The sequence below is a fragment of the Streptomyces sp. NBC_00654 genome (assembly GCF_026341775.1).
Lineage (GTDB): Bacteria > Actinomycetota > Actinomycetes > Streptomycetales > Streptomycetaceae > Streptomyces.
Genome location: NZ_JAPEOB010000002.1, coordinates 425,844 through 449,946 on the forward strand (window position 1 = coordinate 425,844; position 24,103 = coordinate 449,946).

General features: G+C 68.9%; 21 protein-coding genes and 1 pseudogene. 9 read left to right on the plus strand and 13 right to left on the minus strand.

What is annotated here, in order from left to right:
• The first annotated feature begins 11 nt into the window (after nt 1–11).
• Complete coding sequence (locus OHA98_RS22055; protein ID WP_266928461.1) at nt 12–1,286, plus strand: MFS transporter; 1,275 nt, start codon at nt 12–14, stop codon at nt 1,284–1,286.
• A gap of 286 nt (nt 1,287–1,572) precedes the next feature.
• On the opposite strand, the gene OHA98_RS22060 is transcribed toward OHA98_RS22055, so the two are convergent.
• Complete coding sequence (locus OHA98_RS22060) at nt 1,573–2,361, minus strand: MBL fold metallo-hydrolase (RefSeq protein ID WP_266928462.1); 789 nt, start codon at nt 2,359–2,361, stop codon at nt 1,573–1,575.
• 111 nt (nt 2,362–2,472) lie between these two features.
• On the opposite strand from OHA98_RS22060, the gene OHA98_RS22065 reads away from it, so the two are divergent.
• Nucleotides 2,473–3,078: a CGNR zinc finger domain-containing protein gene (locus OHA98_RS22065; RefSeq protein ID WP_266928463.1), complete on the plus strand. Its 606-nt coding sequence runs from the start codon at nt 2,473–2,475 to the stop codon at nt 3,076–3,078.
• A 114-nt stretch (nt 3,079–3,192) separates the two neighbouring features.
• Here the strand turns inward: OHA98_RS22065 and OHA98_RS22070 are convergent, their stop codons facing one another.
• Nucleotides 3,193–4,260 carry an AraC family transcriptional regulator gene (locus tag OHA98_RS22070; protein WP_266928464.1) on the minus strand — a complete coding sequence of 356 codons (1,068 nt, stop codon included), beginning with the start codon at nt 4,258–4,260 and terminating at the stop codon, nt 3,193–3,195.
• 114 nt (nt 4,261–4,374) lie between these two features.
• On the opposite strand from OHA98_RS22070, the gene OHA98_RS22075 reads away from it, so the two are divergent.
• On the plus strand, nt 4,375–5,337 hold the full coding sequence (locus OHA98_RS22075) for a phytanoyl-CoA dioxygenase family protein (protein WP_266928465.1): 963 nt from the start codon (nt 4,375–4,377) through the stop codon (nt 5,335–5,337).
• A gap of 105 nt (nt 5,338–5,442) precedes the next feature.
• Here OHA98_RS22075 and OHA98_RS22080 read toward each other — a convergent pair whose 3' ends face one another.
• The 7 genes and pseudogenes from OHA98_RS22080 to OHA98_RS22110 all read right to left on the minus strand — a co-directional run bounded on the left by OHA98_RS22080 (nt 5,443) and on the right by OHA98_RS22110 (nt 12,750).
• Nucleotides 5,443–6,249 carry an SDR family NAD(P)-dependent oxidoreductase gene (locus tag OHA98_RS22080; protein WP_266928466.1) on the minus strand — a complete coding sequence of 269 codons (807 nt, stop codon included), beginning with the start codon at nt 6,247–6,249 and terminating at the stop codon, nt 5,443–5,445.
• A gap of 44 nt (nt 6,250–6,293) precedes the next feature.
• Nucleotides 6,294–6,983 carry a GntR family transcriptional regulator gene (locus tag OHA98_RS22085; protein ID WP_266928467.1) on the minus strand — a complete coding sequence of 230 codons (690 nt, stop codon included), beginning with the start codon at nt 6,981–6,983 and terminating at the stop codon, nt 6,294–6,296.
• 71 nt (nt 6,984–7,054) lie between these two features.
• A complete protein-coding gene (locus tag OHA98_RS22090) occupies nt 7,055–7,840 on the minus strand; it encodes an acetoacetate decarboxylase family protein (protein ID WP_266928468.1) in 786 nt (261 codons plus the stop codon).
• Between the two features lie 122 nt (nt 7,841–7,962).
• Complete coding sequence (locus OHA98_RS22095; RefSeq protein WP_266928469.1) at nt 7,963–8,715, minus strand: amino acid ABC transporter ATP-binding protein; 753 nt, start codon at nt 8,713–8,715, stop codon at nt 7,963–7,965.
• A 3-nt stretch (nt 8,716–8,718) separates the two neighbouring features.
• Entirely contained in the window at nt 8,719–9,819 is a 1,101-nt protein-coding gene (locus OHA98_RS22100; protein WP_266928470.1) for an amino acid ABC transporter permease, read from the minus strand.
• 2 nt (nt 9,820–9,821) lie between these two features.
• A complete protein-coding gene (locus OHA98_RS22105) occupies nt 9,822–10,694 on the minus strand; it encodes an ABC transporter substrate-binding protein (RefSeq protein WP_266928471.1) in 873 nt (290 codons plus the stop codon).
• A gap of 1,220 nt (nt 10,695–11,914) precedes the next feature.
• Nucleotides 11,915–12,750 (minus strand): annotated as a pseudogene (locus tag OHA98_RS22110) (alpha/beta fold hydrolase).
• A 204-nt stretch (nt 12,751–12,954) separates the two neighbouring features.
• Here OHA98_RS22110 and OHA98_RS22115 point away from each other — a divergent pair.
• Both OHA98_RS22115 and OHA98_RS22120 read left to right on the plus strand, forming a co-directional pair.
• Nucleotides 12,955–13,260, plus strand: a complete 306-nt coding sequence (locus OHA98_RS22115; RefSeq protein ID WP_266928472.1) for a hypothetical protein — start codon at nt 12,955–12,957, stop codon at nt 13,258–13,260.
• A 713-nt stretch (nt 13,261–13,973) separates the two neighbouring features.
• Complete coding sequence (locus OHA98_RS22120; RefSeq protein WP_266928473.1) at nt 13,974–16,334, plus strand: glycosyl hydrolase family 18 protein; 2,361 nt, start codon at nt 13,974–13,976, stop codon at nt 16,332–16,334.
• Between the two features lie 511 nt (nt 16,335–16,845).
• On the opposite strand, the gene OHA98_RS22125 is transcribed toward OHA98_RS22120, so the two are convergent.
• Both OHA98_RS22125 and OHA98_RS22130 read right to left on the minus strand, forming a co-directional pair.
• Nucleotides 16,846–17,091, minus strand: coding sequence for a hypothetical protein (locus OHA98_RS22125; protein WP_266928474.1), 246 nt, complete (start codon nt 17,089–17,091; stop codon nt 16,846–16,848).
• 413 nt (nt 17,092–17,504) lie between these two features.
• Nucleotides 17,505–18,020, minus strand: coding sequence for a GNAT family N-acetyltransferase (locus OHA98_RS22130; RefSeq protein WP_266928475.1), 516 nt, complete (start codon nt 18,018–18,020; stop codon nt 17,505–17,507).
• 718 nt (nt 18,021–18,738) lie between these two features.
• On the opposite strand from OHA98_RS22130, the gene OHA98_RS22135 reads away from it, so the two are divergent.
• Nucleotides 18,739–19,113, plus strand: coding sequence for a hypothetical protein (locus tag OHA98_RS22135; RefSeq protein WP_266928476.1), 375 nt, complete (start codon nt 18,739–18,741; stop codon nt 19,111–19,113).
• A 221-nt stretch (nt 19,114–19,334) separates the two neighbouring features.
• Here OHA98_RS22135 and OHA98_RS22140 read toward each other — a convergent pair whose 3' ends face one another.
• On the minus strand, nt 19,335–20,168 hold the full coding sequence (locus OHA98_RS22140; protein ID WP_266930849.1) for a DMT family transporter: 834 nt from the start codon (nt 20,166–20,168) through the stop codon (nt 19,335–19,337).
• Between the two features lie 171 nt (nt 20,169–20,339).
• Here OHA98_RS22140 and OHA98_RS22145 point away from each other — a divergent pair, with 171 nt between their 5' ends.
• Nucleotides 20,340–21,242, plus strand: coding sequence for a LysR family transcriptional regulator (locus tag OHA98_RS22145; protein WP_266928477.1), 903 nt, complete (start codon nt 20,340–20,342; stop codon nt 21,240–21,242).
• A gap of 281 nt (nt 21,243–21,523) precedes the next feature.
• Here the strand turns inward: OHA98_RS22145 and OHA98_RS22150 are convergent, their stop codons facing one another.
• Nucleotides 21,524–21,886, minus strand: a complete 363-nt coding sequence (locus tag OHA98_RS22150; protein ID WP_266928478.1) for a hypothetical protein — start codon at nt 21,884–21,886, stop codon at nt 21,524–21,526.
• A 418-nt stretch (nt 21,887–22,304) separates the two neighbouring features.
• Here OHA98_RS22150 and OHA98_RS22155 point away from each other — a divergent pair, with 418 nt between their 5' ends.
• Together OHA98_RS22155 and OHA98_RS22160 are read left to right on the plus strand one after the other, a co-directional pair.
• Nucleotides 22,305–22,586, plus strand: coding sequence for a hypothetical protein (locus tag OHA98_RS22155; protein WP_266928479.1), 282 nt, complete (start codon nt 22,305–22,307; stop codon nt 22,584–22,586).
• Nucleotides 22,570–23,532 (plus strand): phosphotransferase family protein, encoded by a 963-nt coding sequence (locus OHA98_RS22160; RefSeq protein ID WP_266928480.1) that lies wholly within the window; start codon nt 22,570–22,572, stop codon nt 23,530–23,532. The genes OHA98_RS22155 and OHA98_RS22160 overlap by 17 nt, the downstream gene beginning before the upstream one ends.
• Nucleotides 23,533–24,103 lie beyond the last annotated feature (571 nt).

Sequence of the window (24,103 nt, forward strand, 5' to 3'; positions counted from 1 at the left end):
AGGAACACGCCATGCGCCTGTTCGCCATCCGCGACTACCGCCACCTGTTCAGCGCCCAGATCATCGCCCTGTTCGGTACCGGGCTGACAACAGTGGCCCTCGGACTGCTCGCCTACGACCTCGCCGGCCCGCGCGCCGGCACGGTCCTCGGCACCGCCCTGACCGTGAAGATGGTCATGTACGTGGTCATAGCTCCCCTCACCGCCGCCTACGTCGACCGCTTCCCCAGAAGAGCGCTCCTGGTCCTCCTCGACGTGGTGCGCGCCGCAGTGGTCCTGGCACTGCCGCTCGTCACCGAGGTCTGGCACATCTACGTCCTGATCGGCCTGCTCCAAGCCGCGTCCGCGGCGTTCACCCCGACGTTCCAGGCCGTCATCCCCGATATCGTCACCGATGGGTCCGACTACACGCGCGCCCTGTCCGCCTCCCAGGTCGCCTCCACCATGGAGAGCCTGCTCAGCCCCGTACTGGCGGCGGTCGCCCTGGCGTTCATGAGCTTCGACCGGCTGTTCCTGGGCACCTCCGCCGGATTCCTCCTCTCCGCTCTGCTCGTCCTGTCGACGCGCATCCCGGACGCCCGTCCCAGCCCCCACACCACGGCATGGGACAAGGCGGTATCAGGGATCAGGACCTTCCTCATGACACCGCGGCTGCGCGGCGTCATGGCACTCAACCTGGTGGTCGCGGCGGCAGGATCGATCGTCGTCGTCAACACCGTCAACTACGTCCGTGACGAGCTCAGCGGTTCGCAGTCGGACGTCGCGTGGATGCTCGCCGCCTCCGGCAGCGGAACCCTCCTGGCCGCCCTCGCGCTGCCCCGCGTACTCGACCGGATCACCGCCCGCACCGTCATGGTGACCGGTGCCGGAGTGCTCGTCGGCGCCACGGTCGCCGCGGTTGCTCTCACCGCGACCGGCCTGACCACCTGGACCGGTACGGCGGTCGTCTGGACCGTGATCGGTATCGGCATGGCGCTGATCATCACACCGACCGGCAGTGTCCTGCGGGCCTCCGTCGGACCGAACGCGATCCCCGAGACCTTCGCAGCCCAGTTCTCGCTGTCGCACCTGGCCTGGCTGATCACCTACCCCATCGCGGGATGGCTCGGTACGAACGCCGGCTTCACTCCCGCCTGGTCCGCCCTCGCGGTCCTCGCCGGGGCGGGAGCCATCGGCGCGCTCCTCCTGTGGCCACGCCACGACGGACGACAAGCCGTGACCGCGACGGCGGCACTCGACCGGCCCGCATCCCGGACGGACAGGTCCACCTTGTCCGAGGCCGCGTAGAACGCTCTGCGTCTGGACCACCGGGGCGACGCGGAGCTCGCGGAGACCCTCGCGGCAGCGTCCGGGACCGCTACGCGCTGGATACCGCCTTGAGCTGCTCGATGGTATCGAGGAGATTGCAGTGGCGCGCTTCTCGATGATCTTCCCGTCCTTGAAGGTGAAGAGGTTGAACATCAAGAAGCGCACATGCGCTCCTGCCGGAGGAACTCGCCGGAACTCGCCGGATATGTGTGGCGCGGAAGGCTTCAACCGCCGGTGTCCGCGCGGGACGGTCGCCTCCGCCGGATCATCCCCGGTGGCCCCAGTCCAGGCGGTCGGCCAGCCCCGCTGCGGTGAAGGCGGCCGCCAGGTCGTCGCGGCCCTCGGTGAAGTGGGCCCAGCTGTCGTAATGGACGGGCACCACGCGGCGGGCGCCGAGAAGCTGAGCGGCCTCGGCGGCCTGGGCGCTGTCGAGGACGATGCACCGGCCGTCGAAGAGAACAGGGAAGCGGGGCGCGCCCGCGAAGAGGACGGCGGTGTCCATGGGGCCGAACCGTTCGGCGATCTGCCCGACCAGGTCGAGCGAGGCGTTGTCACCACTGACGTAGACGGTGGGCAGGCCGGCGCCGGTCAGGACGAAGCCGACGACCTCACCGGCGAACGGTTCGACCTCCTCGCGTGTCCCGGGCCCATGAACGGCCGGCACCCCGGTCACCGTGATCGTGCCGCCGCCCGGGCGGTCCAGCTCGACGGATTCCCAGTCGGCCAGCCCCTGGGCCCTGCGCCCGAGGCGCTGTCCGCCACCGGGAGTGGTGAGGGTGAGCGGGACATCGGCGAGCAGGGCGCGCCCGGAGGCGTCGAGGTTGTCGGCGTGCTCGTCGTGGGAGAGGAGCACGACGTCGATGGGGCCGAGGTCGGCCGGGCCGACGGCGGAGGGGTGGGTCTTGGTCAGAGTCGGGCCGGCCGAGGGGTAGTCGCCGGGGCCGTCGAAGGTCGGGTCGGTCAGGAAGCGCAGTCCGCCGTACTCGAAGAGGGCGGTCGGGCCGCCGAAGACGCGGACGGGGAACTGCCCGGTCGCTGTGGTGGGGGAAGACATAAGAACGAACCTCACGGATAGTTGCGAGTGAACCGTGAGATCACCATAGCCAGACCTCACGGATAAGTTCAAGCACAACCGTGAGAATCATGGATGAGTGGAGCTTGTACCATGAGGGTCATGGAAAAGACCGCGCCCCCCGAATCCGGCCTGCCGCCCGCACCGGGCGCGGAGCAGTACCCCGCCCTCGCCCTCGCCAACAGCGCCGTCGCACTGCCCGGCGGGCACTACACCGACCAGCTCGGTACCCCCGCGGGGGCGAACGAGTGGCTGACCGAACGCGGTCTCGCCCCGGTCGAGATCGGGATGCGGGAGACGTGCGCGACGCAACTGCGCTCCCTGCGCGAGCAGATCAGGTCGCTGCTCGCCTCCCGCGTCGACGGACTGCCCGCACTCCCCGCCGCCCTGGGCGCCGTCAATGACGCACTGATCAGAGTCCCCACCGCCCCCCTGCTGCAGTGGGACGACAAGGCCGGCCCCTATCGCGCCGCCCCGCACCCCACCACACAGATCGTCGACCACGCGCTCGCGACCCTCGCCGCCGACGCCGCCGATCTGCTCACCTCCCCCGACGCCGAACGCCTCACCGCCTGCGGCTCCCCGCCCTGCAACCGCTACCTGCTCCGGCACGGCCGCCGCCACTGGTGCTCCACCCGCTGCGGCGACCGCGCCCGCGCCGCCCGCGCCTACGCCCGACGCGGCAGCACCCCCTCCTGACGGGGCACACGACCGCGGGTCACCAGCGACTCGGCGAGCTCGGCACCGTCCGGTACCGCGAGGTTCGCGCCCGCCCCCGACGGGGCATCAGTCGAGCGGCGTCGCCCAGTAGCGTCACCCCGGGGACATGGGCCCAGGCGCGGGACGCCGAACCTCGACGACACCCCGCATGGGCCCGGCCGATGGAGGCGGTAGCGGCCGAGCGCCGCCATCGAGGACCGGTCCGGCCGTGCTGCCGCGCCGCCGGTCCTCGGCCTGGGCGACGACCCGGGCCAGGGCGGTGAGCCCGCGGCCGGCGACCGGGTCCGGGCGGAAGGCGGATCCGCCACCCCCGCCCGCGTCTTCCCCGCCTGCCCTGACCCGGTACTCCCGCGGCGGGACCCCGTACTCGGCGCGGAAGCGTCGCGAGAGGTGGTAGGGGCTGGCGTAGCCGCAGCTGTGGGCCACCGCGGCCAGCGTCAGGTTGGAGCGGGCCAGCAGTTCGGCGACCCGCGACAGCCGGACCACCTCGAAGGCCTTCACCGGCCCCTCGCCGAACCGTTGCCGGAACACCCGGCCCAGCTGGCGTTCCGAGAGTCCGGCGGCAGCGGCGAGCTGGTCGAGCCGCACCACCCCCGGGCTGCCGTCCCGGCACCACTGGGCGGCCACCGCCTCCGCCGCGTCCAGCACCGGGGCAGGCAACCGGAGATCCTCCGCGGTACCGGGCAGTGGCCCGTCCAGCATGATCTCCAGCAGCAGCTCCAGCACCCGGCCCGCCCGCTCCGGCCATTCCGACGGACCCGAGCCGGGGGTCAGGGCCAGGAGGTACTGGGCAAGGGCACGCTGCGGGTCGTGATCCGTCAGCTCCCGCAGCAACGGCCGGGGGCCGATCCGGGCGGCGAGGTCCGGATCGGTTATCCGGAAGTGCAGATAGCCGTGGCGGGTGGGGCCGTGCCGGGACCAGTCGAAAACGTCCGGCGGACCGGGCGGCAGCAACAGCAGGCGACCCGGTTCCAGGCTGACCCGGACAGGGCCGCGCTGCCACTCCGCGCCCCCGTTCAGCACCCACACCAGCTCCCACTCGGCCAGCCGTCGCGGTCCGAAGGCGGCACCGGGCGGGTAGTCGGCCAGTCCACCGAAGAGCACCGCGACCCGGGACTCGTCGCGGTGGTGGTCGAGGGGTCCGGTCGATGCGGGCGGCATTCCTCGATTGTGTCAGGCGCGGTGGCGTCGCGCGGGCTTCCCTGTCCGGATCGGTCATGCCCCAGACGCTATGGGGCATGGATCTCCGCCCCCGGCCATCGGATGCTGCTGTGTATGACGACAGCCTTCCGCGACCAGCACCTCGCGCCTCCCGAATCCAGCACCCGCTCCGGCTCCCCCGCCGATCCGGCCCGCTACGACCTTTCGCACTACGCCGAGAACGGCTTCGCCATGCTCCCCGATGTCCTGGACGAGGACGACATCCGCGAACTGCGCGCCGAGGCGGCAGCCGTCTGCCGCGGAGAGCGTGGGCCGCTGCCCGGAGTTCCTGAGAAGGCGGATGAAACGCCACTGTCCGACGCCGCCTCCGACCCCCGGACCCCGGAGGAGCGCGACGCGGACACCATGCGGGACTTCCTCTGCATCCACCAGCCGCACAAGGTCTCGTCCGTCCTGCGCTCCGCCCTCTCCCTCCCTGCTCTGGTGACCGCTCTCACCGGCGTGATCGGGCCGGACGTCAAGGCCATGCAGTCGATGCTGTTCATCAAGTCCGAGGGGAAGCCCGGCCAGGCCTGGCACCAGGACGAGTACTTCATACCCACCCGGGACGGCTCGCTGACCGCCGCCTGGATCGCGCTGGACGACGCCACCGTACGCAACGGGTGCCTCTGGGTGCTGCCCGGCTCCCACCGACGCGGCATCATCCACCCGGCCCGCGCACAGCAGGACGTCCGTTTCGACTGCTCCGACGAGGCGTACGGCTTCCCCTACCGGGAGGAGGACGCGGTCCCCGTGGAGGTGCCCGCCGGCACCGTCGTCCTCTTCAACGGCTATCTGCTGCACCGCTCGCTGCCCAACTCGGCGGAGCGGGGCTTCCGCCGGGCCCTGGTCAACCACTACATGTCCGCCTCGTCCCTGCTGCCCTGGGGCGCCCTGCCCGAGGGGGAATGGGTGGCCAGGCACGACTACCGGGACATCGTGCTCGTCGCCGGGAGCGATCCGTACGCCTGGAAGGGCACGGCGGACCTGACGACCGCCCATGTCCGCCCCAGCGGTGAAGGCGGGTGCGGGACCTGACGGTAGGAACGCTACGTATGGAAGCCATGGACGCGTGGAATGCGCCGGCGGGGGTGCGGCCACGGCAGACCGCCGGCCTGGGCGCAGCAGACCGGTGACGCACTGCTACAGCGCCACCACCCAGCCGCCGTCGACCGTCAGCGTATGGCCGGTCACGTACGCGGACGCCGCCGAAGCCAGGTAGACCACGGCACCACCGAGATCACCGGGCTCTCCGATGCGCCCGAGCGGGATGTGGGTGTCCACGAGCCGGTGTTCCTCCGCTTGATCGGGCAGGAGGTCCGTGGTCATGGCGGTACGCATGTAGCCGGGTGCGATGGCATTGACCCTGATCCCGTACCGCCCCCATTCGTAAGCCATGTTCTTGGTGACCTGGACAACGGCGGCTTTGGACGCGTCGTACACGGAGGAACGTTCACCGTCGACCACGAGGCCGCCGATGGAAGCGAGGTTGATGATCCGTCCGCCTCCACGCTTCCGCATGGCACGCGCCGCGCGTTGCACGGTGAAGTAGGTGCCACGCAGGTTGACGGAGAGCATGGTGTCGAACTCTCCGAAGGTGGCCTCCAGCGCGCTGTTGCGCAAGGAGACGCCCGCGTTGTTCACCAGGACGTCCGGAATGTCCCCGCAGGCCTCCAAGGCGTCGAACGCGGCATCGATACTGCTCGGTTCCGCGGCGTCGAGTGCCAGCGGGGAACAGTCGATCGCCTGCTCCCTGAGGGACGCGCACGTCTCCTCGGCAGCCTCGGGGTCGAGGTCGGAGACGATGACTCGGGCGCCCGCCGTGCCCAGTGCGAGGCACTGGGCACGGCCCAGTCCGCCGGCGGCACCGGTGACGAGGGCGGTCTGTCCGGCCAGTGAGAAGCAACTGAACGGGGCAGCGGAGGGGAAGGTGGTGTGATCGGCCGGCATGGAAGCACTCCTCGCGTGGGGCCGGGCGAGACGGTGGGAGCCGGCTACAGCCCGTAGTCGGTCAGGATCCGCACGACCTTCTGGGAGTCGTGCAGTACGTGGTCACGGATGTGCGCGGAAGCGGCCTCGGCGTCCTGCCGGATGATGGCCTCGGCCAGCGGTCGATGGTCGACGGCGGTACCGCCGGGAGACTTCACGACCTTCGAGCAGAAGTACCACTGCCGCAGCGCGAGGTTGAAGTGGATCTCGGCGGTGGCCGACAGGTCCTCGTTGCGGGTCATCGCGTACATCGCCCGGTGGAACGTGGCGTCCAGGTCGATGCACTCCTGGAGGTTGGTGGTCTCCGCCTGCTGCTCGGCGAGGGCGAGCAGGTGCTGTTTCTCCGCGTCCGAGCCCCTTCGGCAGGCCAGAGTCGCGGCGAGCCCTTCGAGTTCCAGCCTGAGCTCGGTCACGGACCGGGAGTTCTTGAGAGCGATGTCGGTGGCGTAGGTTCCGCTGCGGGGGTAGACCACCACGAGCCGCTCGAAGGTGAGCCGTCTGATCGCCTCGCGCACGGGCGTTGTCCCGAAGCCGAGGCTGCTGCGCAGTTCCGGCTCGCTGAGCCGTTCCCCGGGCATGATCTCGCAGAGCACGAGGCGCGAGCACAGGGTGTTGTAGGCCGAGGCGCTGAGCAGATTCGGAGCGGATGCCTCGCCGCCGGCCGTTGAATCGCCGACGACTGTTACAGAACGCACCGGGCGACCTCTCTGTGTGGGGGCGTCAACGGCAGGACCATTGACGCCGTGGGCAGTTGGCTGTGAGCAGGCTACGCGTTCACCGCTGGGGCGGCGCCGGACGTCCCTGGGTCCGCGAGCAGATCGTCGATCACGGTGGATATGCCGTTCTCGACCGTGCAGGCGTAGTCGCCGACGGAGTATTCCCCACCGAGGACTTCCACGAGCTTGAGCTCGACGCCGTTGACGGCGAGCGCCGAGGACAGCTCGACCTCGGCCGGGCCGAAGGTCTTGTGTTTCAGGACGAAGTCCTTGGAGGTGTCGCGCGAGATGATCTCGAAGGTCTTGAAACCCGGCCCGTTCGCCTCGGGGAGCGCGTGGACCTGAAGGTGCGGATACAGCCGCATGTCCGACCAGGAATCAGCGGAGTACCCGTCCCGCGCCGACATCGCGATGCTGAAGATCTGGGAGCCCGCGCGGGTGACCGTCCCGCGGGCGCCGCTCGCGCCGTCCGTCAGCTCGATCTCGGCGTACTGCTTCGGGTATCCCCAGACCTCACGGCCGAAGGCCACGCTCCAGGGCTGGTCCTCGAACTCGAAGAAGTAGGTCACCGCCGTCGTGTCCTTGTAGCGGACCGGGATGACGACTCCGGAATCGTAGAAGGCGCCCGCGGTCGCGTTGCCGAAGTCCGCGATCTGGACGACGAACCGGTCGTCAGCCGGCTCGAACGGCGTCGGCTCCAGCAGTGAGGCGAGGTTCGCGGCGTCTCCCCGGCAGTAGACCGAGAGCGTGCGAAGGTTCTGCGACCAGTACGGCTGGTCGCCGCCGGGGTAGCCGAGGTACTTGAAGAAGTTCTTCACATCGTAGTTCTGAGACATCGTCAACTCCTGTGTGGAATAGGGTTCTTGGTGCGATCTCGGGTGTCCGGTGCAGGTGTCCCGCAGGCTTCCGGCTTACGGGAGGGCCCGCAACGGCACGGCAGAACCGGCCGCAGGGGGCACTAGCTTCTTCCCGCTTCGTGAATCCGCCGGAGGAAGGTCTTCAGTTCGGGTGTGCGCGGCTCGTTGAAGATCTGTTCGGGCGGCCCCTGCTCAAGGATGGTTCCTTTGTGCAGGAAGCAGAGCTGGGACGAGATCTCCCTGGCGAAGGGCAGCTCGTGAGTGGTCATCATCATGGTGATGCCGTCGTCCGCCAGTTCACGGACCAGGTTGAGCACCTCGATCACCAGCTCCGGGTCCAGGGCCGAGGTGATCTCGTCCAGCAGCAGGACCTCGGGGCGCATCAGCATGGCACGCGCGATCGCCACGCGCTGCTGCTGTCCGCCCGAGAGCTGTTCGGGATAGGCATCCGCTTTGTCCTTGAGCCCCACACGTTCGAGCATGACGCGTGCGTCGGCTTCCGCCTGGACCTTCGAAGACACCCCGGCGCGGACCGGTGTGAGGGTGCAGTTCCGCAGGACCGTCATGTGCGGGAAGAGGTTGAAGCTCTGGAACACGATGCCGACTCTGCGGCGCAGCCTGACCAGATCGACCCCGTCGCCGGAGACGACGTCGCCGTTGAGCAGGATCTGTCCGCCCTGAATCGGTTCGAGTCCGTTGACGCAGCGCAGGAGGGTCGACTTCCCCGACCCGGACGCACCGATGAGGGTGACGACCTTGTTGCGTTCGACGCCGAGATCGACACGGTCGAGGACCGTGGTGTCGCCGTACTTCTTGGTGACCTGCTCCAGGGCCACGTGTGCGGTTGTCGTCATGGTTCAGGCTCTCTTCAGCTTTGTCCCGGAACGGGCCAGCAGGTAGTCGACGAAGCGGGTCTGCGGGATGGTGACGAGGACGAAGACGAAGCACACGGCGGTCACCGCGGAGAGGTTGAAGTCGTTGGCGGAGTAGATCTTCGCCTGGCTGAAGGCGTCGATGATGCCGACCACGATGACCAAGGCCGTGTCCTTCTGCAGCCCGATGAACTGGCTGAGCATGGGGGCGGCGATGTTCCGGGACATCTGCGGCAGGATGACGAACCTGAGGACGTCCGGCTGCGAGAGGCCCATGGAGAGCGCCGCCGAGGTCTGCCCCTGATTGATGGACTCGATGCCGGCGCGGTAGAGCTCGGCGTTGTAGGCACTGTAGGTGAGCGCCAGGGCCGCGATGGCGTAGACGATCGGATCGCCCTCGCTGAGTACGGGCACCTCGGTCAGGGGAAGACCGAAGCAGACCAGGTAGATCAGCACCACGGACGGGATGCCGCGGAACACGTCGATGTACGTGATCGCCAGCGCCCGAACCGGCCAGAAACCCTTGCCCGGCAGCAGCCGTGCCACAGCGAGAGCCAGTCCGAAGAGCATGGCCAGGATCTGCGCGCCGACGGCGATCTCGATGTTGATGACGAGAGCCTTGAAGACGTCTCCCAGGCTCTCCGTCATGAACGACACATTGAAGAAGGTCTTCTGCACCGCGCCGTCGTTGGTGAGGACGAGCAGGCCGGCGACTGCCACGACGGCAACGAAGCCTGTCAGGCCCAGCGAGGACACCGACGCGTTCCTGGAACGGGCGGCCGCGATGCGCGATTCGGTGTAGTGCCCGGCCTCCCACTCCTCGTCCGAGAGCCTGTTGCGCCGGTAGGCCAGCAGGAGCGGGCCGCCGAGGACGATCACCGGCAGCACGACTCCGAACACGAGCCGGGGCAGCTGTCCGGGAGTGAGGGTTCCGGCGAACTGGTAGCACAGCACCACGGTCAGGAGGGCGAGCACCGCGGCCCCGCCGAGATACCCCGAGGTACGCAGCGGACGAGCCGGGACGAAGCTCTCTTCGCCGGGTGCGGGTCTGCCGGTGGACTCCTTGTGGAGCGTTCGGGCAGCCATGGTCAGGCACTCCAGTCGGGGAGTGCCTGCGGATCGCCGCCGAGGATCGGGTTGAGCCACTTGTCCATGATCGACTTCAACGTGCCGTCCTTCTCCATGTCGGCGAGGATTTCGTTCACCACCTCGACGTTCGGCGATCCCTTGGGGAACAGCGGGGCGACATCGCCGCCGACCGGGTACCTGCCGATGACTTCGAGCTTTCCGCCGGACTTGGCGGCGCGGGGCATGACGGTCGCGGTGTCGTTCAGCGCGGCGTCGAGCTGGCCGGCGAGCAGGGCGTTGAAGAGGTCGTCGTTGGAACTGAACACCCGGACCTGCTTGGGTTTGAGGGTGTCGTTGGCGAACTTCAGCTGGAGCGATCCGGCCAGAACACCGACAGTCGAGTTCTTGATGGTGGACGGGGAGAGTCCCGAACCGCTCTTGGCGAGGACGCCGGTCTCGTAGGTGTTGTAACGGGTCGAGAAGTCGACGGCCTTGCGTCGTTCCGGAGTGACGAGGATGTCCCACACCGCGAAGTCGAAGTTCGACGCCTTGGCCGTCACCAGCGCCTCGAAGGAGGCGTTGACCAGGGTGATCTTCTTGAGGCCCGCCCGGTTGGCGATCTCCGCGTCGAGGCAGTACATGTAGCCGCCGTCGATGGTTTCCAATGTGTTGCCCCGGTATCCCGCAGGGAAGGGCAGCGAGGCGGCGACGGTGAGTTCACCCGCCTTCTTCGTCTTCAGCTCATGGATCCGAGGGCTCTTGGTGACCTCGCAGTCCCCGAACGGTTCGGCCCGATGCGCGGAGTCCGCTCCGGCCCCGCCGGAACAGGCTGTGAGCACGGCGAGGACGGTGGCAATGCCCACCGCACCGCTGATTCTCAGTGACTTCTTCATGTGCGACCTCTGGGGAGAATGACCTCGGAGTACGAGGAGAGGAGCAGCCCGAGTCCACGCCATGCGCTGCCGCGCGAACCCTGGAACATCATTGATATTTCAGTGATGTGGGACGCACGTTATACGCGAGGGCGTGTTTTTGGCCATACCTTTGGCGCACGGAGATGGCCCGCCTGCGCCAACGGCGGGCGAGCAGACGGGCGAGCGAGCCAAGGACCGTGGCCGGGCCGGGGCCGATCGACGGGATCTGGCCACCCGCCGGTCAGGTCTCCGTCTCCCGGCGGCATTCCTTCCCGGGTGAGTCCGCCGATCGAGCTGTCGACGGGGCTCACAGCGGCCCGGACCGAGCCGGCCGGCCGCCGCCCGGCCCAGTCGGCTCCGTGATCGCTTCGGTGAGCCGGTCGAGGTGGTTCGTACCGGACGCGCTCCGTACGGACACGGCGCCGGCCATGGCGCACGGGGCCCGACAGTGTCGCGGCCAGTCGGCGTTCCGTCCCGCGCGAGGACGCTGCCGGCACGTGCTTCGGATCAGCGGCTCTTCGGCAGCTGGTCGGCTTGGCGGCGGACGTCGGCGGCGATGGCGGTAGCGATGGCAATGGCGGTAGCGGCGGCGCGAAAGGCTTCCTCCCGCGGCCCGCGCCCCGGCGACATGAGGATCAAACCGGAGATCCCCCCGGCGTGAACATCGTCGCCGCACGTGCCGCAGGCACGGCCATGGGCACCCGGTCGGCGCCACCCACACCGCGGCCGGCGGTACGTCGATGGCGCCCCCGCACGCCGCCGGAGCCGCGCGATCCTGGCCCAGCGTCACCCCGACTGGACCGGTCAGCGGATCAAGGAGACGGTCACCGCACACGCCAGAAGATCAAACAGCTACGAACCCCGAACGGACTGCTCACCGGACAGCTCTCCGGCCGAATCACCGCCACCGGCGGAACATCACCCTCGGCGGAACCAGGGACGACTACCAACTGGCGGGCTCCGACCTGACGTACCAGCGCATGCTGTACCTGAGCACGCGCTACTCCGCGTACATGACGGGCCCCCGCACGAGGTACACGACGGCACGAACCTGTATGTGTCCCTGCGGACCGCAGTGTGGGACGCCGCCGGAAACCGCACCACCCAGTCCATCCACCGGGCCTACGCACTGAAGTAGCGCGCACGCCGAAGCCTTTGCGAACCGGGGCCTGACGCTCCGCCCAACGGCCGTCCGAGAATCAGGCGAGCTCATCAAGGAAGTCCGAGAGTAACGCGCACAGTGCCTCTGGATGCTCCAGGTGCAGGTCGTGACCTGCACCTGGGATGCTGACGGCCACAGTGGCGGTCCCTCGACGGAGCATGGCGTCGGCCTCCTGCGGCGGGACGAAGCTGGACTGGGCCGGAATCATCAAGGTCGAGCACGTAACCTGCTCCCATTCGTCCCAGAACGTGCGCTGAGCATTCTCCGCCAGCGAGCGGACCATCACGTCCCGGTCGAAACGCGGCCACCAGCCACCATCGAGCTCTTCCAGGCCGGCCGCCCAGCCTTCACCGACCGGTCCGCCGCCGAGGAACTGGGCGGCGGCTTCGCGAGAGCTGAACGGCACCGGCCACGACTGGAGCCATCCGCCGGCCTCGACGGAAACGCGGGAGTCCCCAGAACCTGGACCAGCCTCGATGAGCACGAGCGCGCGGACCCGGTCGGGATGTGCGGCGGCGTGAGCATAGCGGTGTGTCCGCCCAGAGACTGACCGACCACGACAGGCCGTCGAAGCTCCAACTGATCGATGACAGTGACGGCGTCAGTGACGTACGCGGCGCGGGAGACATCCTGCGGATGACGTTCGCTGGCGCCGTGCCCGCGTAGGTCGACCGCGACCACCCGGTACCGGGACGTCAGGCGCCGGGCCATCGCCTCCCACTCACCGGAGTGACCGGCCAGACCGTGCAGCAGCACGACGGGCGTGCCCGGCCCGCCCCAGTCCCGGCACACAAGTCGCACGCCATCTCGCATCACCGTGCGCTCAGACCAAGCCATGCGAATCTCCAAGAGTTCGATGCCGATCTTGCTCATATGCCTCAGGATCCCAGGTGCTCCGCGAGGGAGGGCGCGGTGCCCGCGGCGGCTACGTCGAACGAACCGGAAGCCGGGACGGCGGCTCGGGGCTTCGTCATGGGCACGGCCAGGGAGGATGTGGGAGAACACGGAAAACCCGCCGCAACCAACTCCCCAGGTACAGCGCGACGCCCTCGTCGTGTTGGGTGTGGAATGGGCGGTATGAGTTCACAGGACGACGGACACGAAGCGCAGCTCGCGGCACCCGAGGTCAACGTCGAGCCCGATGGGCGCCTGACCGTTCCCGCGGAACACGTCACCGCGCTCCTGCGGTCCATCGCCCGCTCCTGGCAAGCCGGCGCGCACGACGGCATCCCCGTACTGGACACGGAGGACGGCCCAGGAATCGGCCTGGAGCCCGTGACCGTCCGCTCCCTCGCCGATGTCCTCGACAACATCGCCAACCAACTCGACGTCCAGTACATCCACATCACGACCCACACCACACACACCACACACACCGAGTAGCAACACCAGCGGAACGGCCGGCGGGGCGCGGACAACCTCGGGCATCCGCGCACGCGTCCACAACGCATCCGGGAGCCGGTGAACGGAGGCGCACTGTGTGCGCGTCGGCGATTCACCCGTCGGTGCTCAGGGGCTCAGGTGCCCGCGCGCGGCATGTTCCTGTCCGATGGCACGGTGCAGGACCCACGGGGGCACCGCGGGGAGCAGGCCGCCGAGACGGGCGGCCGCTCTCAAGTCCCCCGCCGCTCCCGTAAGCAGGGAGCCTTCGCCCCGATAGGAAGAGAGCCTTCGCCGCTGCCCGGGGCCACCCGCCCCGGGCAGCGGCAAGGCCGGTGACAGCCTCTTCGAAGAGGTCGAAACCGGCCGCTTCCTCACCCGGTCGGCATGCTCACGCGATGAACACGCTGGTCCCGAACTCCTGGACCGTTCTGCCGCCAGGAGGAACGACCGCCAGGACCTCTCCCGTGCAGTTGGGCCCGGTGGATGTCACCCATGTTCACCGCCCGGGGCGCACCGGGCGATCCGTTCGTGGTCTGGACCTATTGACGCATTGGTCCAGACCTTCTACGTTGTGGGGCGTCCTGACCGAAGGCGGCACCGGGTCCGCAGTCCGGCTCCGCCTCGCACACCGGCCTGCCTTCGTCCGGTCACCCGCAGGCGTAAGCGCACGGTTCATCTCACCCCTGTACCACCCCACCACCACAGGGAGAACCATGTTCCACAGGCGCAGACCACTTCCCGGACGGAGACCACTTCCCGGTACGAGGGCAGCGGCACATCCGCACCGCTCCGGCAACGCACGACGGCTGCGGCGACGTTTCGCGGTCCTCGGCACCGCCCTGCTGCTGCCGCTCGCGGGGCTCACCGCCCTCGCGGCACCCGCCCACGCGGCCGGCACGCTGACCGCGTCCTTCACCACGCAGGACAACGGCTCCTGGTGGAAAGGGACGTACATCGTCCGCAACACCGGTACGGCCGCGGTCAACGGCTGGACCCTGGAGTTCAACCTGCCGGCCGGGGTGACACTGTCCGGCAACTACAACGGCGAAGTGACCGTCTCCGGCAGCCATGTGACCGTCAAGAACGCCTTCTACAACGCCAATGTCGCGGCCGGCGGCAGCACCGAGCCATACAGCTACTGGTTCACGGCGAACGGCACCCCCGGCACCCCGACCGGCTGCACGGTCAACGGCGACAAGTGCGACGGCAGCCCCGACGTCCCGCCGACCGCCCCCGGAACGCCGAAGGCCACCGCGATCACCGCGCACACGGTCTCGCTGAGCTGGGCCGCAGCCGGCGGCGGCGACCACCCCGTGGCCGCCTACGAGGTGCTCAGCGGTCCGGACACCGTCGCGACAGCGACCGGAACCTCCGCGACCGTCACCGGCCTGACGCCGGCAACTGACCACACCTTCACCGTCCGAGCCAAGGACATTCGCGGCAACATCGGACCGGCCAGTGACCCGCTGTCGGTCAAGACGGTGGACCCGGCGACCGACCCGACGCCGCCGACAGCGCCGGGCAGTCTCCGCTCCACCGGCAAGACCGCCTCCACCATCGGTCTGGCGTGGGACAGGTCCACCGACAACGTCGCCGTGGCCGCCTACGACGTCTATCGCGGCCGCACCCTGGTCAAGTCCGTCGGCGCGGATACCCTGACCGCCACCGTGGAGGGGCTCTCCCCGGCCACCCCGTACACCTTCACCGTCAAGGCCCGGGACACCGCCGACAACCCGTCGCCCGCCACCGACGCCCTGACCGTCACCACCGACGACGTGGCCGGCGCGGGCAAGCAGCTCAAGGTCGGCTATTACGCGCAGTGGGGCATCTACGGACGCCAGTACTTCGTGAAGAACCTCGACACCTCCGGTGCCGCGGCCAAACTGGACGTCATCAACTACTCGTTCGAGAACATCGACCCGAAGAACCTGACCTGCCAGGCGGGTGTGACCAAGGGTGTCTCCGGCAACCCGCAGGACCCGGACGAGGGCACCGGCGCCGGTGACGCGGACGCCGACTACGCCCGCCCCATGTCCGCCGCCCAGTCCGTGGACGGCGTCGCGGACGACGGCTGGGGCAAACTGCGCGGCAACTTCAACCAGTTGAAGAAACTGAAGGCCAAGTACCCCAAGCTGAAGGCCGTCGTGTCGCTCGGCGGGTGGACGTACTCGAAGTTCTTCTCGGACGCCGCCGCCACACAGCAGTCCCGGGAGAAGTTCGTCAAGTCCTGCATCGACGTGTGGATCAAGGGTGACCTGCCTCTCTACAACGGCGCGGGCGGGCCGGGCACCGGGGCCGGCATCTTCGACGGCATCGACATCGACTGGGAGTGGCCGGGCTCCGAGGGCCACCCGGGCAACCACTACGGCCCGCAGGACAAGGACAACCTGACCGCCCTGCTCGCGGAGTTCCGCAAGCAGCTCGACGCGCTCGGCGGCGAGCACAAGCTGCTCACCGCGTTCACCCCGGCCGACCCGGCGAAGATCGAGGCCGGCTGGGACCTCAGCCGCATCTTCGAGTCCCTCGACTACGCCAACGTGCAGGGCTACGACTTCCACGGCGCGGGCAGCGACAACTCCTGGGAGCCGAACCGTGCCGGCCACGCGTCCAACCTCTACACGGACGAACAGGACCCGTACTCATTCCACTTCAGCGTCGAGAACGCCATCAACGCCTACCTCGGCGCCGGGGTCAACCCCCGCAAGCTGACCGTGGGCTTTCCCTTCTACGGGCGCGGCTGGCAGGGCGTCGCCGAAGGCGGCGCCAACGGTGAGTGGCAGAGCGCGAACGGTGCCGCACCCGGCCAGTTCGACACCGAAGCCGGTGTCAGGGGCTACAACAACCTGATCACCAGCTTCCCGAACATGACCATCCGTCACGACGAGCAGTCGGTGTCGACGTACGGCTACACCGGGGCCAACGGCCAGTGGTGGTCCTTCGACGACACCTGGTCCATCGCGAAGAAGACCGCCTGGGTCAAGTCCAAGGGACTGCTGGGCGGCTTCGTCTGGGAGATGTCCGGCGACACCCCGAACGGTCAGCTGATGACCGCGCTGGACAACGGGCTGAAGTAGTGAAGTAACGCGCACGGCCCGGATCCCGCCGGGCCGTGCACCGGACCCGGGCGCGGTCGGCGGACTCCCGCCCGGGTCGTTCCCCACTCACTCCCACCGCCCGGCGATCCGGTCCACGGCTCACGATCGGGGCCCGACACGCCGACGCACCGTGCCTCCGTTCCCATCACGTCACGTCATGGCCGACGGCCGACGCGGACCGTCAGGCCCCGATACCCAACAGGGCCGGCAGGCCCCTCGGCCGCCTCCACATCGCGAGCGCCCGCCTCCGCCGCCTCCCCCGGGGCCGACCTCGGCTCCTGGGGAACCACCCCCAGCACCTCCCGCCGCGCGCGGCCGTCCACGCGCGGCCGGGGCTGGGGCTGAGGCTGAGGCTGGGGCGTCCGCGACCCGCGCTCGCCCGTCTCAGCCATCCCGGCGGCGGGGGCGTACGTCGCGGAGGTCCGGGCCGGCCGCAGCCCGGATCGTGCCCAGGATCGCTTCCCACCGGGCGGACAGGACGTCCGGCGGGTCATGCCGCTCTCGTCCCCCGCTTCTGCTCCTGGCGGTGAGCAAGCCGCCGGAGCTCCACCCGGGCCGCGGGGGTGCGGCCGGACGGGGTGGACCAGAACGGATGCCACAGGATCCAGGCGGACAGATCCAGGAGGCGGCGACGCAGGGCGGTGGTGTGGCGGGATCGTGGCGCGGCGAGCTGCCGGTAGGTGGCGAGCCACTCACGCTGGGCCCGGACCAGATCATCGGGGAAGGGAAAGGTCATACATCGATTAGAGCACCTGTTCGATTTTAGATGCGACTCGATTCGGGGCACTCCGCCCGAACGGATGACGCCCCCGGCGGGCCGATGACCGCCTGATCGCAAGACCGCGCTACTGCGGCGACGGGTGTACGGAAACGACCGCGTCGGCCCCACCCCGACGACCCCGGCCAGTGGGACTGGGTGGGCGACGTGCCGTGGCCACAGGCCTCCGACGGGAATGCCGGGCCCGATGGTCGCGCCGGCCGTCTCGGGTCTCACTGTTCCCCTGCGGCCACCCCGCTGGTCGGCGCCGTACCGGTCCAGCAGGGGCACGGTCCTGGTCGCCACGGTGAACTGGTAGCACGCACCCCCGGGTCAGGGCGAGCCGGGAACCACGAGTGCGCCGTCGCCCGTTCTGCGTGTGCCCTGGAGTGTCAGAGCACACGCTGGTAACGGAGTTCGGAGAGCGTGATCTCGTCGTAGACATCGTCCTGAACCGCCCCGTCGGCTTGATAGCCCGCCCGCTCGTAGAAGCGCCTGGCTTGGTGGTTGTCACAGAGAACCCACAAGGCCGACGCCTCGAAGCCGTGGCTCTTCATCTGGGCGTGAGCCTCGCCCAGTAGCCTCCGGCCGATGCCCCGGCCGATCAGATCCGGCGAGACGTACAGGGCGTAGACCTCACCCAGCCGCCCCACACCGGGAACCTCGCTACGGCACGGCCCGAAGCAGATCCACCCCACCGGGCCCCGGTCACCGAGCGCCACAAGGTCTCGTGACGTCCGGCGGGGTCGAGAGAGCAACCGCCGCCGCTGGTCGGCGTCACCTTCGGCCGTCATCGCGTCCAAGTACGCCTGGGGGACGATGCCGGTGTACGCCGCCTGCCACCCCCTGACCCTGATCGCCGAAACGGCCTCAACATCAGCTCCATCCATTTCCCGCACATGCACCATCGCTCCACGGTAAGGCCACAGGACTTCAGACCGCACTGCCTCATCCCGCCGACGCGGCCGTCCGGTTCCTTCTCGGAGAGGCGTCCGCGCGGCAGGGTGAAGCCGTGATCACTTCTTTTGCACCGCCGTGGTGGACTGCCTGGGGAAGGTCTACCGGGCCCTCTTCGGCTGGGTCCAACTGGTGCGTTCGACGGACAACTCCTCCGCCGAGGCCGTCTTTGACATGGATCTGTCCTTTTGGCCGTTGCGCAGGGCATGGGGAGTAGGCGGTGGGTTCGCGAACGGCGGCAAGCTCACTGCCACAGGCGGGTGATCCCCGGAACAGCGTCGGGCTCTCGGACCGGCCGGCATCCACGCCACCCGTTTCGCGGACTGAGGACGTCGGCCGCTTCTCCTCTCTCCCGTGATACGCGTAGCCCTGAATGCCCCCGAGGTGCGGAACCGTCCCTGTCCGCGAGGCAGGGGCAGAGAACAGGAATTAAGGCGCATGTCCCGTTGGTAGCTCTCCAGAGGGACATGCGCCACGTGCAGGCTTGGGAGACGTTCCCGCGGGCCATTCCTCCCCATGAGTCTGTCGGCCCGGGAGGCTCAGCGGCGGACAGTGCCGGAGGCCTCCCCGCTCTCGCGGCTCGTGCCCTGTCGGGACGTCCCGGCTTCCGACGGGCCTGCCGGGCCGGTGGACCGCTGGGAGAGTCCGTAATCCACAGGGGAGTTGACCATGCGACACACGATTCGGGTCCTGCTGGCCGCCGTCACGGCCACCAGTGCCGTCCTGCTCACCGCGACCGCTGCCTCGGCGAGTGAGTACCCCGTCCAGGCCGAGGGCCAGAACCGCGGATTCGGCGGGGCCGACGACAACGGGCTGCGGGTGTACGCCTGTGACACCTTCGCCGACAACTGGGGTGTACGCACCCACTACACGTACCGGAACAGCACCGGGGGCACCGCCACCCGCACCATCACCGACGCGAACGGTGTCACCGCCGGCTGCGGCGAACAGAACATGGCCGCCTCCGCACCCGCCCTCAGCTACCAGGTCTGCACCGGCAGGGCCGGAGCAGACACCGCCTGCGGCCCCTGGTTCAGCCTCTGAGAACCCGTTCCCTTCCGAACCCCGGCAGCCGTGGACTCGGTTGCCGGGCGGAACGGAGAACTGCTCCAGCACCCGTTCGGGTTGGGGCCGTCACCCTAGCGTCCGCGGGAACGTCCCGTCCCGGACGCGAGGCAGCGGCATCTTCCAGGTTCCATCCGCTGACCAGCGCCAATGCCGTATGCCGACCAACGCCCACGGCCCGGGCGTGGACGATGAGGCCTTCACGAGACGCTCCAGTTGGTGGTGGTGACAGTGGGAGAAGCCGTGGTGACGGCGACCGCGTTCGCACCGACGATCACCAGCATGGCGAGCCAGGCCGTCACATCGAGGTGCTGGCCGAGTACGACGAGACCGATCAGTGCGGCGAAGACCGGGTTGATGCTCATGAATACACCGAAGAACTGCGTGGGCACTCGCCGCAGTGCCAGCAGATCTGCCAGGAATGGCACGGCGGAGGACAGCACGCCGGCCGCCAGTGCGCAGCCCATGGAGGCCGAGGTCGGGGGACGCAGCCACAACGCCAGGACGCCGACGGGAAAGTAGAGCGCACCTGAGACCGCGGCGGCGGCAGCCGGCCCCTCCAGTCCGGGCAGGCGGCGGCCGACGACGCGATTGAGGAGGATGTAGCTGCCCCAGCACACCGCGGCGAGCAGAGCCAGGGCGATGCCCAGGTAGTCGGTGGAGGGCGAGGGACGGGCCAGGACGACCACCGCGCCCGCAGCGGCCACCGCGCACAAGGCGTCGACGCGGCGGCGCGAGCCGGACAGGGCCACAGCGAGCGGGCCGAGGAACTCCAGCGTGACGGCGAGCCCGAGCCCGATACGGTCGATGGCCATGTACAAGGACAGATTCATCGCGGCGAACACCAACGCGAGCCCCAGGACCGGCCGCCACTGCGCCGCGGTGAACGATGCCAGCCGCGGCCTGCCGACCGCCCACAGCACCCCTGCGGCAACCCACTGGCGGACCGCCACCACACCCACCGGGCCGATCACCGGGAACGCCAGCGCCGCCGCCGACGCTCCGGCCTGGTTGGACAGGCCACTGCCCAGCATCAGCGCCACCCCGGTCAGGCGCTTGCCGTCCTGGCCGGTACCACCGCTGTGGGCGGCGCCGGAAACACGTCCGGCACCCTCATGAGAATTCTCCAGCACCATGCCCTTCACCGTGGTGCCGGCGCAGCAATACGCAAAATGCATCCACCAGCCCATTGATACGCTCAGCGTATGGAAGAGCGACGATGGAACACCACTGACCTGGAGCTGAAACACCTACGCTGCCTGGTTGCCATCATCGACACCGGTAGCTTCACCGACGCCGGCTTTGAACTGGGCATTTCCCAGGCGGCTGTCTCCCGCAACCTGCGCGGCCTGGAGCAGCTCCTCGGCGTGCGGCTGCTGCACCGCACCAGCCGCACGGTCGCGCCCACGTCCACAGGCGTGCGGGTTCTCGCGCGCGCACGCATCCTGCTCGCCGGCGCCCACGATCTCGTCGCGGAAGCGACCGGCGGACATGCCCGGCTCCATATCGGCCACGCCTGGTCCGCCTTCGGCTCCCACACCACCGAGTTCCAGCGCCGCTGGCACGAGCGCCACCCCGAGGTCGAGCTGCGGCTCGTCCGCCACAACTCCCCCACCGGCGGGCTGGCCGAAGGAATGTGCGACCTGGCTGTCGTCCGCGCCCCACTCGACCTGAAGCCCTGGTCGCACGCCCTGGTGGGCCACGAACACCGCGTCGTCGCGCTCGCCTCCGACGATCCCTGGGCCCGTCGGCGCAGCATCCGCCTGGACGAGATCCCGGCCCGCACCCTCGTCATCGACCGACGCACCGGCACCACCACTCTGGGTTTGTGGCCCGCAGACGAACGACCCGACGTCGAGTACACCCACGACATCGACGACTGGCTCGCCGCCATCGCCACCAGCCGCAGTGTCGGCGTCACTCCCCGGGCCACCGCCGCCCAGTACCGCCGCGACGGCATCGTCTACCGCCCCCTGCGCGACGCCGCCCCTGTCCCCGTCCACCTCATCTGGCGACGTCAGGATCCCCACCCCGCCACCCACGCCGCCGTCGCCCTCGCCATCGACCTCTACCACGGGGAGGACAAACCCCCGAGCTTGCGGAAATGAGTTGATGCGAGAACTCCTCCGGAGTCCGAAGCGATCACGTTTCCACAGGTCAGCGTTTGAGCAAGCCCCGAGAATCGCACGTTGTGCGAGGCACGTCGGGTGAACCGGGCGGAACGGCACCGCACCAAGACCCCGGGCATCACCGCTCGGGGTCTCGTGCTGTCGTTCCCATGTCCGGCTACGAATCCTTGGAACTGACAGGGTCACAGTCGTGAGCGGGCAAGGGTCGGCGGATCAGCGCGGTCCTCGGCCAGTGTGACCGGGCGGCCGGGGAGCGGTGCTCAGTTGAAGACCAGGACGTCGGTGCGCATCGGCAGTGGGCTGCTCCAGCCGATGTTGATCTTGAACGTCACCAGTCCGTTACTGGGGGCGATGCTCGACACCTGGAAGGGTGCCCCACCGACGAACCGGTTCCCGTTGCCGTCGATCTCGGAGGCCGTGATGACGACCGTCGAGTTGACCCCGATGACATTCCAGGGGAGTTGGAGGTTGAACGTTCCGTTCCCCGGGGTCCATGTCCACCACGCCCGCCACACGGCGCCGACGTTGCCGCCGATCGCCGCGAGGCCCTGATCCCTGTCGGCGGCCTGCGAACTACTCGCGATCCGCGGCACCTCAGTGGCGGAAGACTCGACTGCGGCCATGACTTTTCCTCTCACGTCGGGAGCCCCCATGAGCCCCTCGAATACTTCGAGTGTCCGCTCATGCGCACAGCGTAACAATCACTCGGGCGGGTGAACCTCCGGCGCGCCTCCGTGCAACTCGCACCAACACCGTTCGCGGCCGCCATCAGGGCGGCGACCCCAGCCCCCGACGCGGTCCGCGCCTCGCCCGCGATCAACCCACACCCGTACACACGACCAGGCACCCAGCAGCCCCTCCCCGCTGACGCCCACCCGACGCCACCATCACACCCGCTCACCAGCTTCGACGTCGGCTCGGCCTCGCTACATGCGAGCGCTTCCGCCAGGCACGGTGGCGTTTCGGCCGAGACCCTGCCTCCACCCCGACGGGGGAACTCGGCCTACTACAAGGCACGTTGGGTCATCGGCCTGTTCCGGCATGCTGCCCGACCTGAACCGGGAACGTGAACGTGAACGCATCAACGAGGCCGTGACGGGCCTGCTGGCCGCACGGGACACGCTGGACGCCGACATCACCGGCTTCGCGTGCCACCTGCGTCGCTCCTTCGACGCCGTCACTGCCGGTCTCATCCCGCACTGGAATCCGGTGCCTGTGGCAGCTGCGACAGGCACAGAGCGGTGCTGCCATCACCTCCAAGGAATACTCTTTGCGCGTGCCGCCCTCCGGATGATGAGGTGGCACGATGACCAACCGCGATGAAGTGGCGGCTGTCCGACCGTTGACACTGGACTGGGTCAGCCGGCACCTGAATGTCGGCGAACGGATCGTCAGGGCTGAGGCGTTGCACGGCGGGATCACTGCCGAAATGCGGAGACTGATCATCGGCACGCCGGACGGAGGCACCCGTGACCTGGTGCTGCGGAGTTTCGTCGACCCCTTCTCCGTGGGGCACGCCGAAGACTGGTTGAACAGGGAGGCCGGCGCCCTGATCCTGCTCGCCGGAACCGGCGTGCGGGCTCCTGGACTGGTCGCGGTTGATCCGACCGCCGCGCATTGCGAGTTTCCCTCGCTCCTTATGACACATCTGACGGGCCGGACGGTCCTCGACGATGAGGGAATCGAGACACGCGTTCCTCTGCTGGCCCGTCAACTCGTGGCGATCCACGCGTTGCGACCCGTCGAGCGGCCCAAAAAGTATGTGACGTTGACGACCGCCGACACCGTCGTGACTCCAAAGTGCGCCGACGCGGCGGTATGGGCCTCGGCGATCGACGTGATCCGCAGGCCGGCACCGCCTTATGAGGGGCGATTCCTGCACCGGGATTTCCAACCCGGCAACGTACTGTTCGACGTGTCGCCCCCAAGCCTGGCAGGTGCCCGGATCACCGGCGTCGTCGACTGGGCAGCGACTTCCTGGGGCCCGGCGGATCTCGATGTGGCGCACTGCTCCACCAATCTCGCGCTGCTGCACGGCCCGGCCTGGGGTCTGCGGTTCTCCGAGGCGTACGAGGAGGCCGGTGGAGTGCTGGCCACGGCCGCGAGCGAGCGGCTGTACTGGCACGTGCGGGACGGGCTGGCATGCTCAGAAGAAGTGCAGCAGGTGGCGCAGCCCTGGCGGAACGCAGGGAGAACAGAGTTGACGACGCGAGCTGTGGAGGAGCGGCTGGATGCCTATGTCACCGCTCTGATGGACGCGCTGGGCTGAGCCGAAGCGTGCGGCCGACGTCGGCCCACGGCGCGGGCCGGATGTGAGCACCGGCTCCGGCCTAGCCGATCGCACACCCGCACCCGGGTACGGCCGAACGGTCACGGAGGGTGACGGACCGTTCGGCGGCAAGGGATGGTCACGAACTCCGCCCGCCACCGCGTCTTGGTCTTCTTGATGCGGTCCGTCGGACGCCGGGGCGGCGCGCCGGCCCGGCGTCGTCAATCAGGAACACCGATCAGCGAAACGTTTCGCTCCCCCCGTACCCATCGGCTGAGCCGGTTGATGACCCAAGTCGCCTGAGAACACCCGGACTTGGGCCACCATGAGGAGTGTGAGTCCCTACTCCGGTTGCGTCACCGTCAGCGCCCACCGAATGTCCTGAGCTGAGGCGTCAACGCCGATCGAGAAAGAACCCGACCGCACGACGCCCGGATCCATCGTCACCGACCCCACCCCTGCACTGCCGACAGGACAGTCCACTGTGAACTCAGCCACCTGCAACCGCTGTGACTCCATGGTCACTTGAACGTTGCCGCCTCCCTCACAAGCAACCGTGAGGACAGTCGGC

Bases quoted from the DNA above. Each gene is read 5' to 3' on its own strand.
- OHA98_RS22055 (WP_266928461.1), top strand. From the start codon at position 12: ATGCGCCTGTTCGCCATCCGCGACTACCGCCACCTGTTCAGCGCCCAG.
- OHA98_RS22060 (WP_266928462.1), bottom strand. From the start codon at position 2,361: ATGTCTTCCCCCACCACAGCGACCGGGCAGTTCCCCGTCCGCGTCTTC.
- OHA98_RS22065 (WP_266928463.1), top strand. From the start codon at position 2,473: ATGAGGGTCATGGAAAAGACCGCGCCCCCCGAATCCGGCCTGCCGCCC.
- OHA98_RS22070 (WP_266928464.1), bottom strand. From the start codon at position 4,260: ATGCCGCCCGCATCGACCGGACCCCTCGACCACCACCGCGACGAGTCC.
- OHA98_RS22075 (WP_266928465.1), top strand. From the start codon at position 4,375: ATGACGACAGCCTTCCGCGACCAGCACCTCGCGCCTCCCGAATCCAGC.
- OHA98_RS22080 (WP_266928466.1), bottom strand. From the start codon at position 6,249: ATGCCGGCCGATCACACCACCTTCCCCTCCGCTGCCCCGTTCAGTTGC.
- OHA98_RS22090 (WP_266928468.1), bottom strand. From the start codon at position 7,840: ATGTCTCAGAACTACGATGTGAAGAACTTCTTCAAGTACCTCGGCTAC.
- OHA98_RS22095 (WP_266928469.1), bottom strand. From the start codon at position 8,715: ATGACGACAACCGCACACGTGGCCCTGGAGCAGGTCACCAAGAAGTAC.
- OHA98_RS22100 (WP_266928470.1), bottom strand. From the start codon at position 9,819: ATGGCTGCCCGAACGCTCCACAAGGAGTCCACCGGCAGACCCGCACCC.
- OHA98_RS22105 (WP_266928471.1), bottom strand. From the start codon at position 10,694: ATGAAGAAGTCACTGAGAATCAGCGGTGCGGTGGGCATTGCCACCGTC.
- OHA98_RS22115 (WP_266928472.1), top strand. From the start codon at position 12,955: ATGAGTTCACAGGACGACGGACACGAAGCGCAGCTCGCGGCACCCGAG.
- OHA98_RS22120 (WP_266928473.1), top strand. From the start codon at position 13,974: ATGTTCCACAGGCGCAGACCACTTCCCGGACGGAGACCACTTCCCGGT.
- OHA98_RS22125 (WP_266928474.1), bottom strand. From the start codon at position 17,091: ATGACCTTTCCCTTCCCCGATGATCTGGTCCGGGCCCAGCGTGAGTGG.
- OHA98_RS22130 (WP_266928475.1), bottom strand. From the start codon at position 18,020: ATGGTGCATGTGCGGGAAATGGATGGAGCTGATGTTGAGGCCGTTTCG.
- OHA98_RS22135 (WP_266928476.1), top strand. From the start codon at position 18,739: ATGCGACACACGATTCGGGTCCTGCTGGCCGCCGTCACGGCCACCAGT.
- OHA98_RS22140 (WP_266930849.1), bottom strand. From the start codon at position 20,168: ATGCTGGGCAGTGGCCTGTCCAACCAGGCCGGAGCGTCGGCGGCGGCG.
- OHA98_RS22145 (WP_266928477.1), top strand. From the start codon at position 20,340: ATGGAAGAGCGACGATGGAACACCACTGACCTGGAGCTGAAACACCTA.
- OHA98_RS22150 (WP_266928478.1), bottom strand. From the start codon at position 21,886: ATGGCCGCAGTCGAGTCTTCCGCCACTGAGGTGCCGCGGATCGCGAGT.
- OHA98_RS22155 (WP_266928479.1), top strand. From the start codon at position 22,305: ATGCTGCCCGACCTGAACCGGGAACGTGAACGTGAACGCATCAACGAG.
- OHA98_RS22160 (WP_266928480.1), top strand. From the start codon at position 22,570: ATGACCAACCGCGATGAAGTGGCGGCTGTCCGACCGTTGACACTGGAC.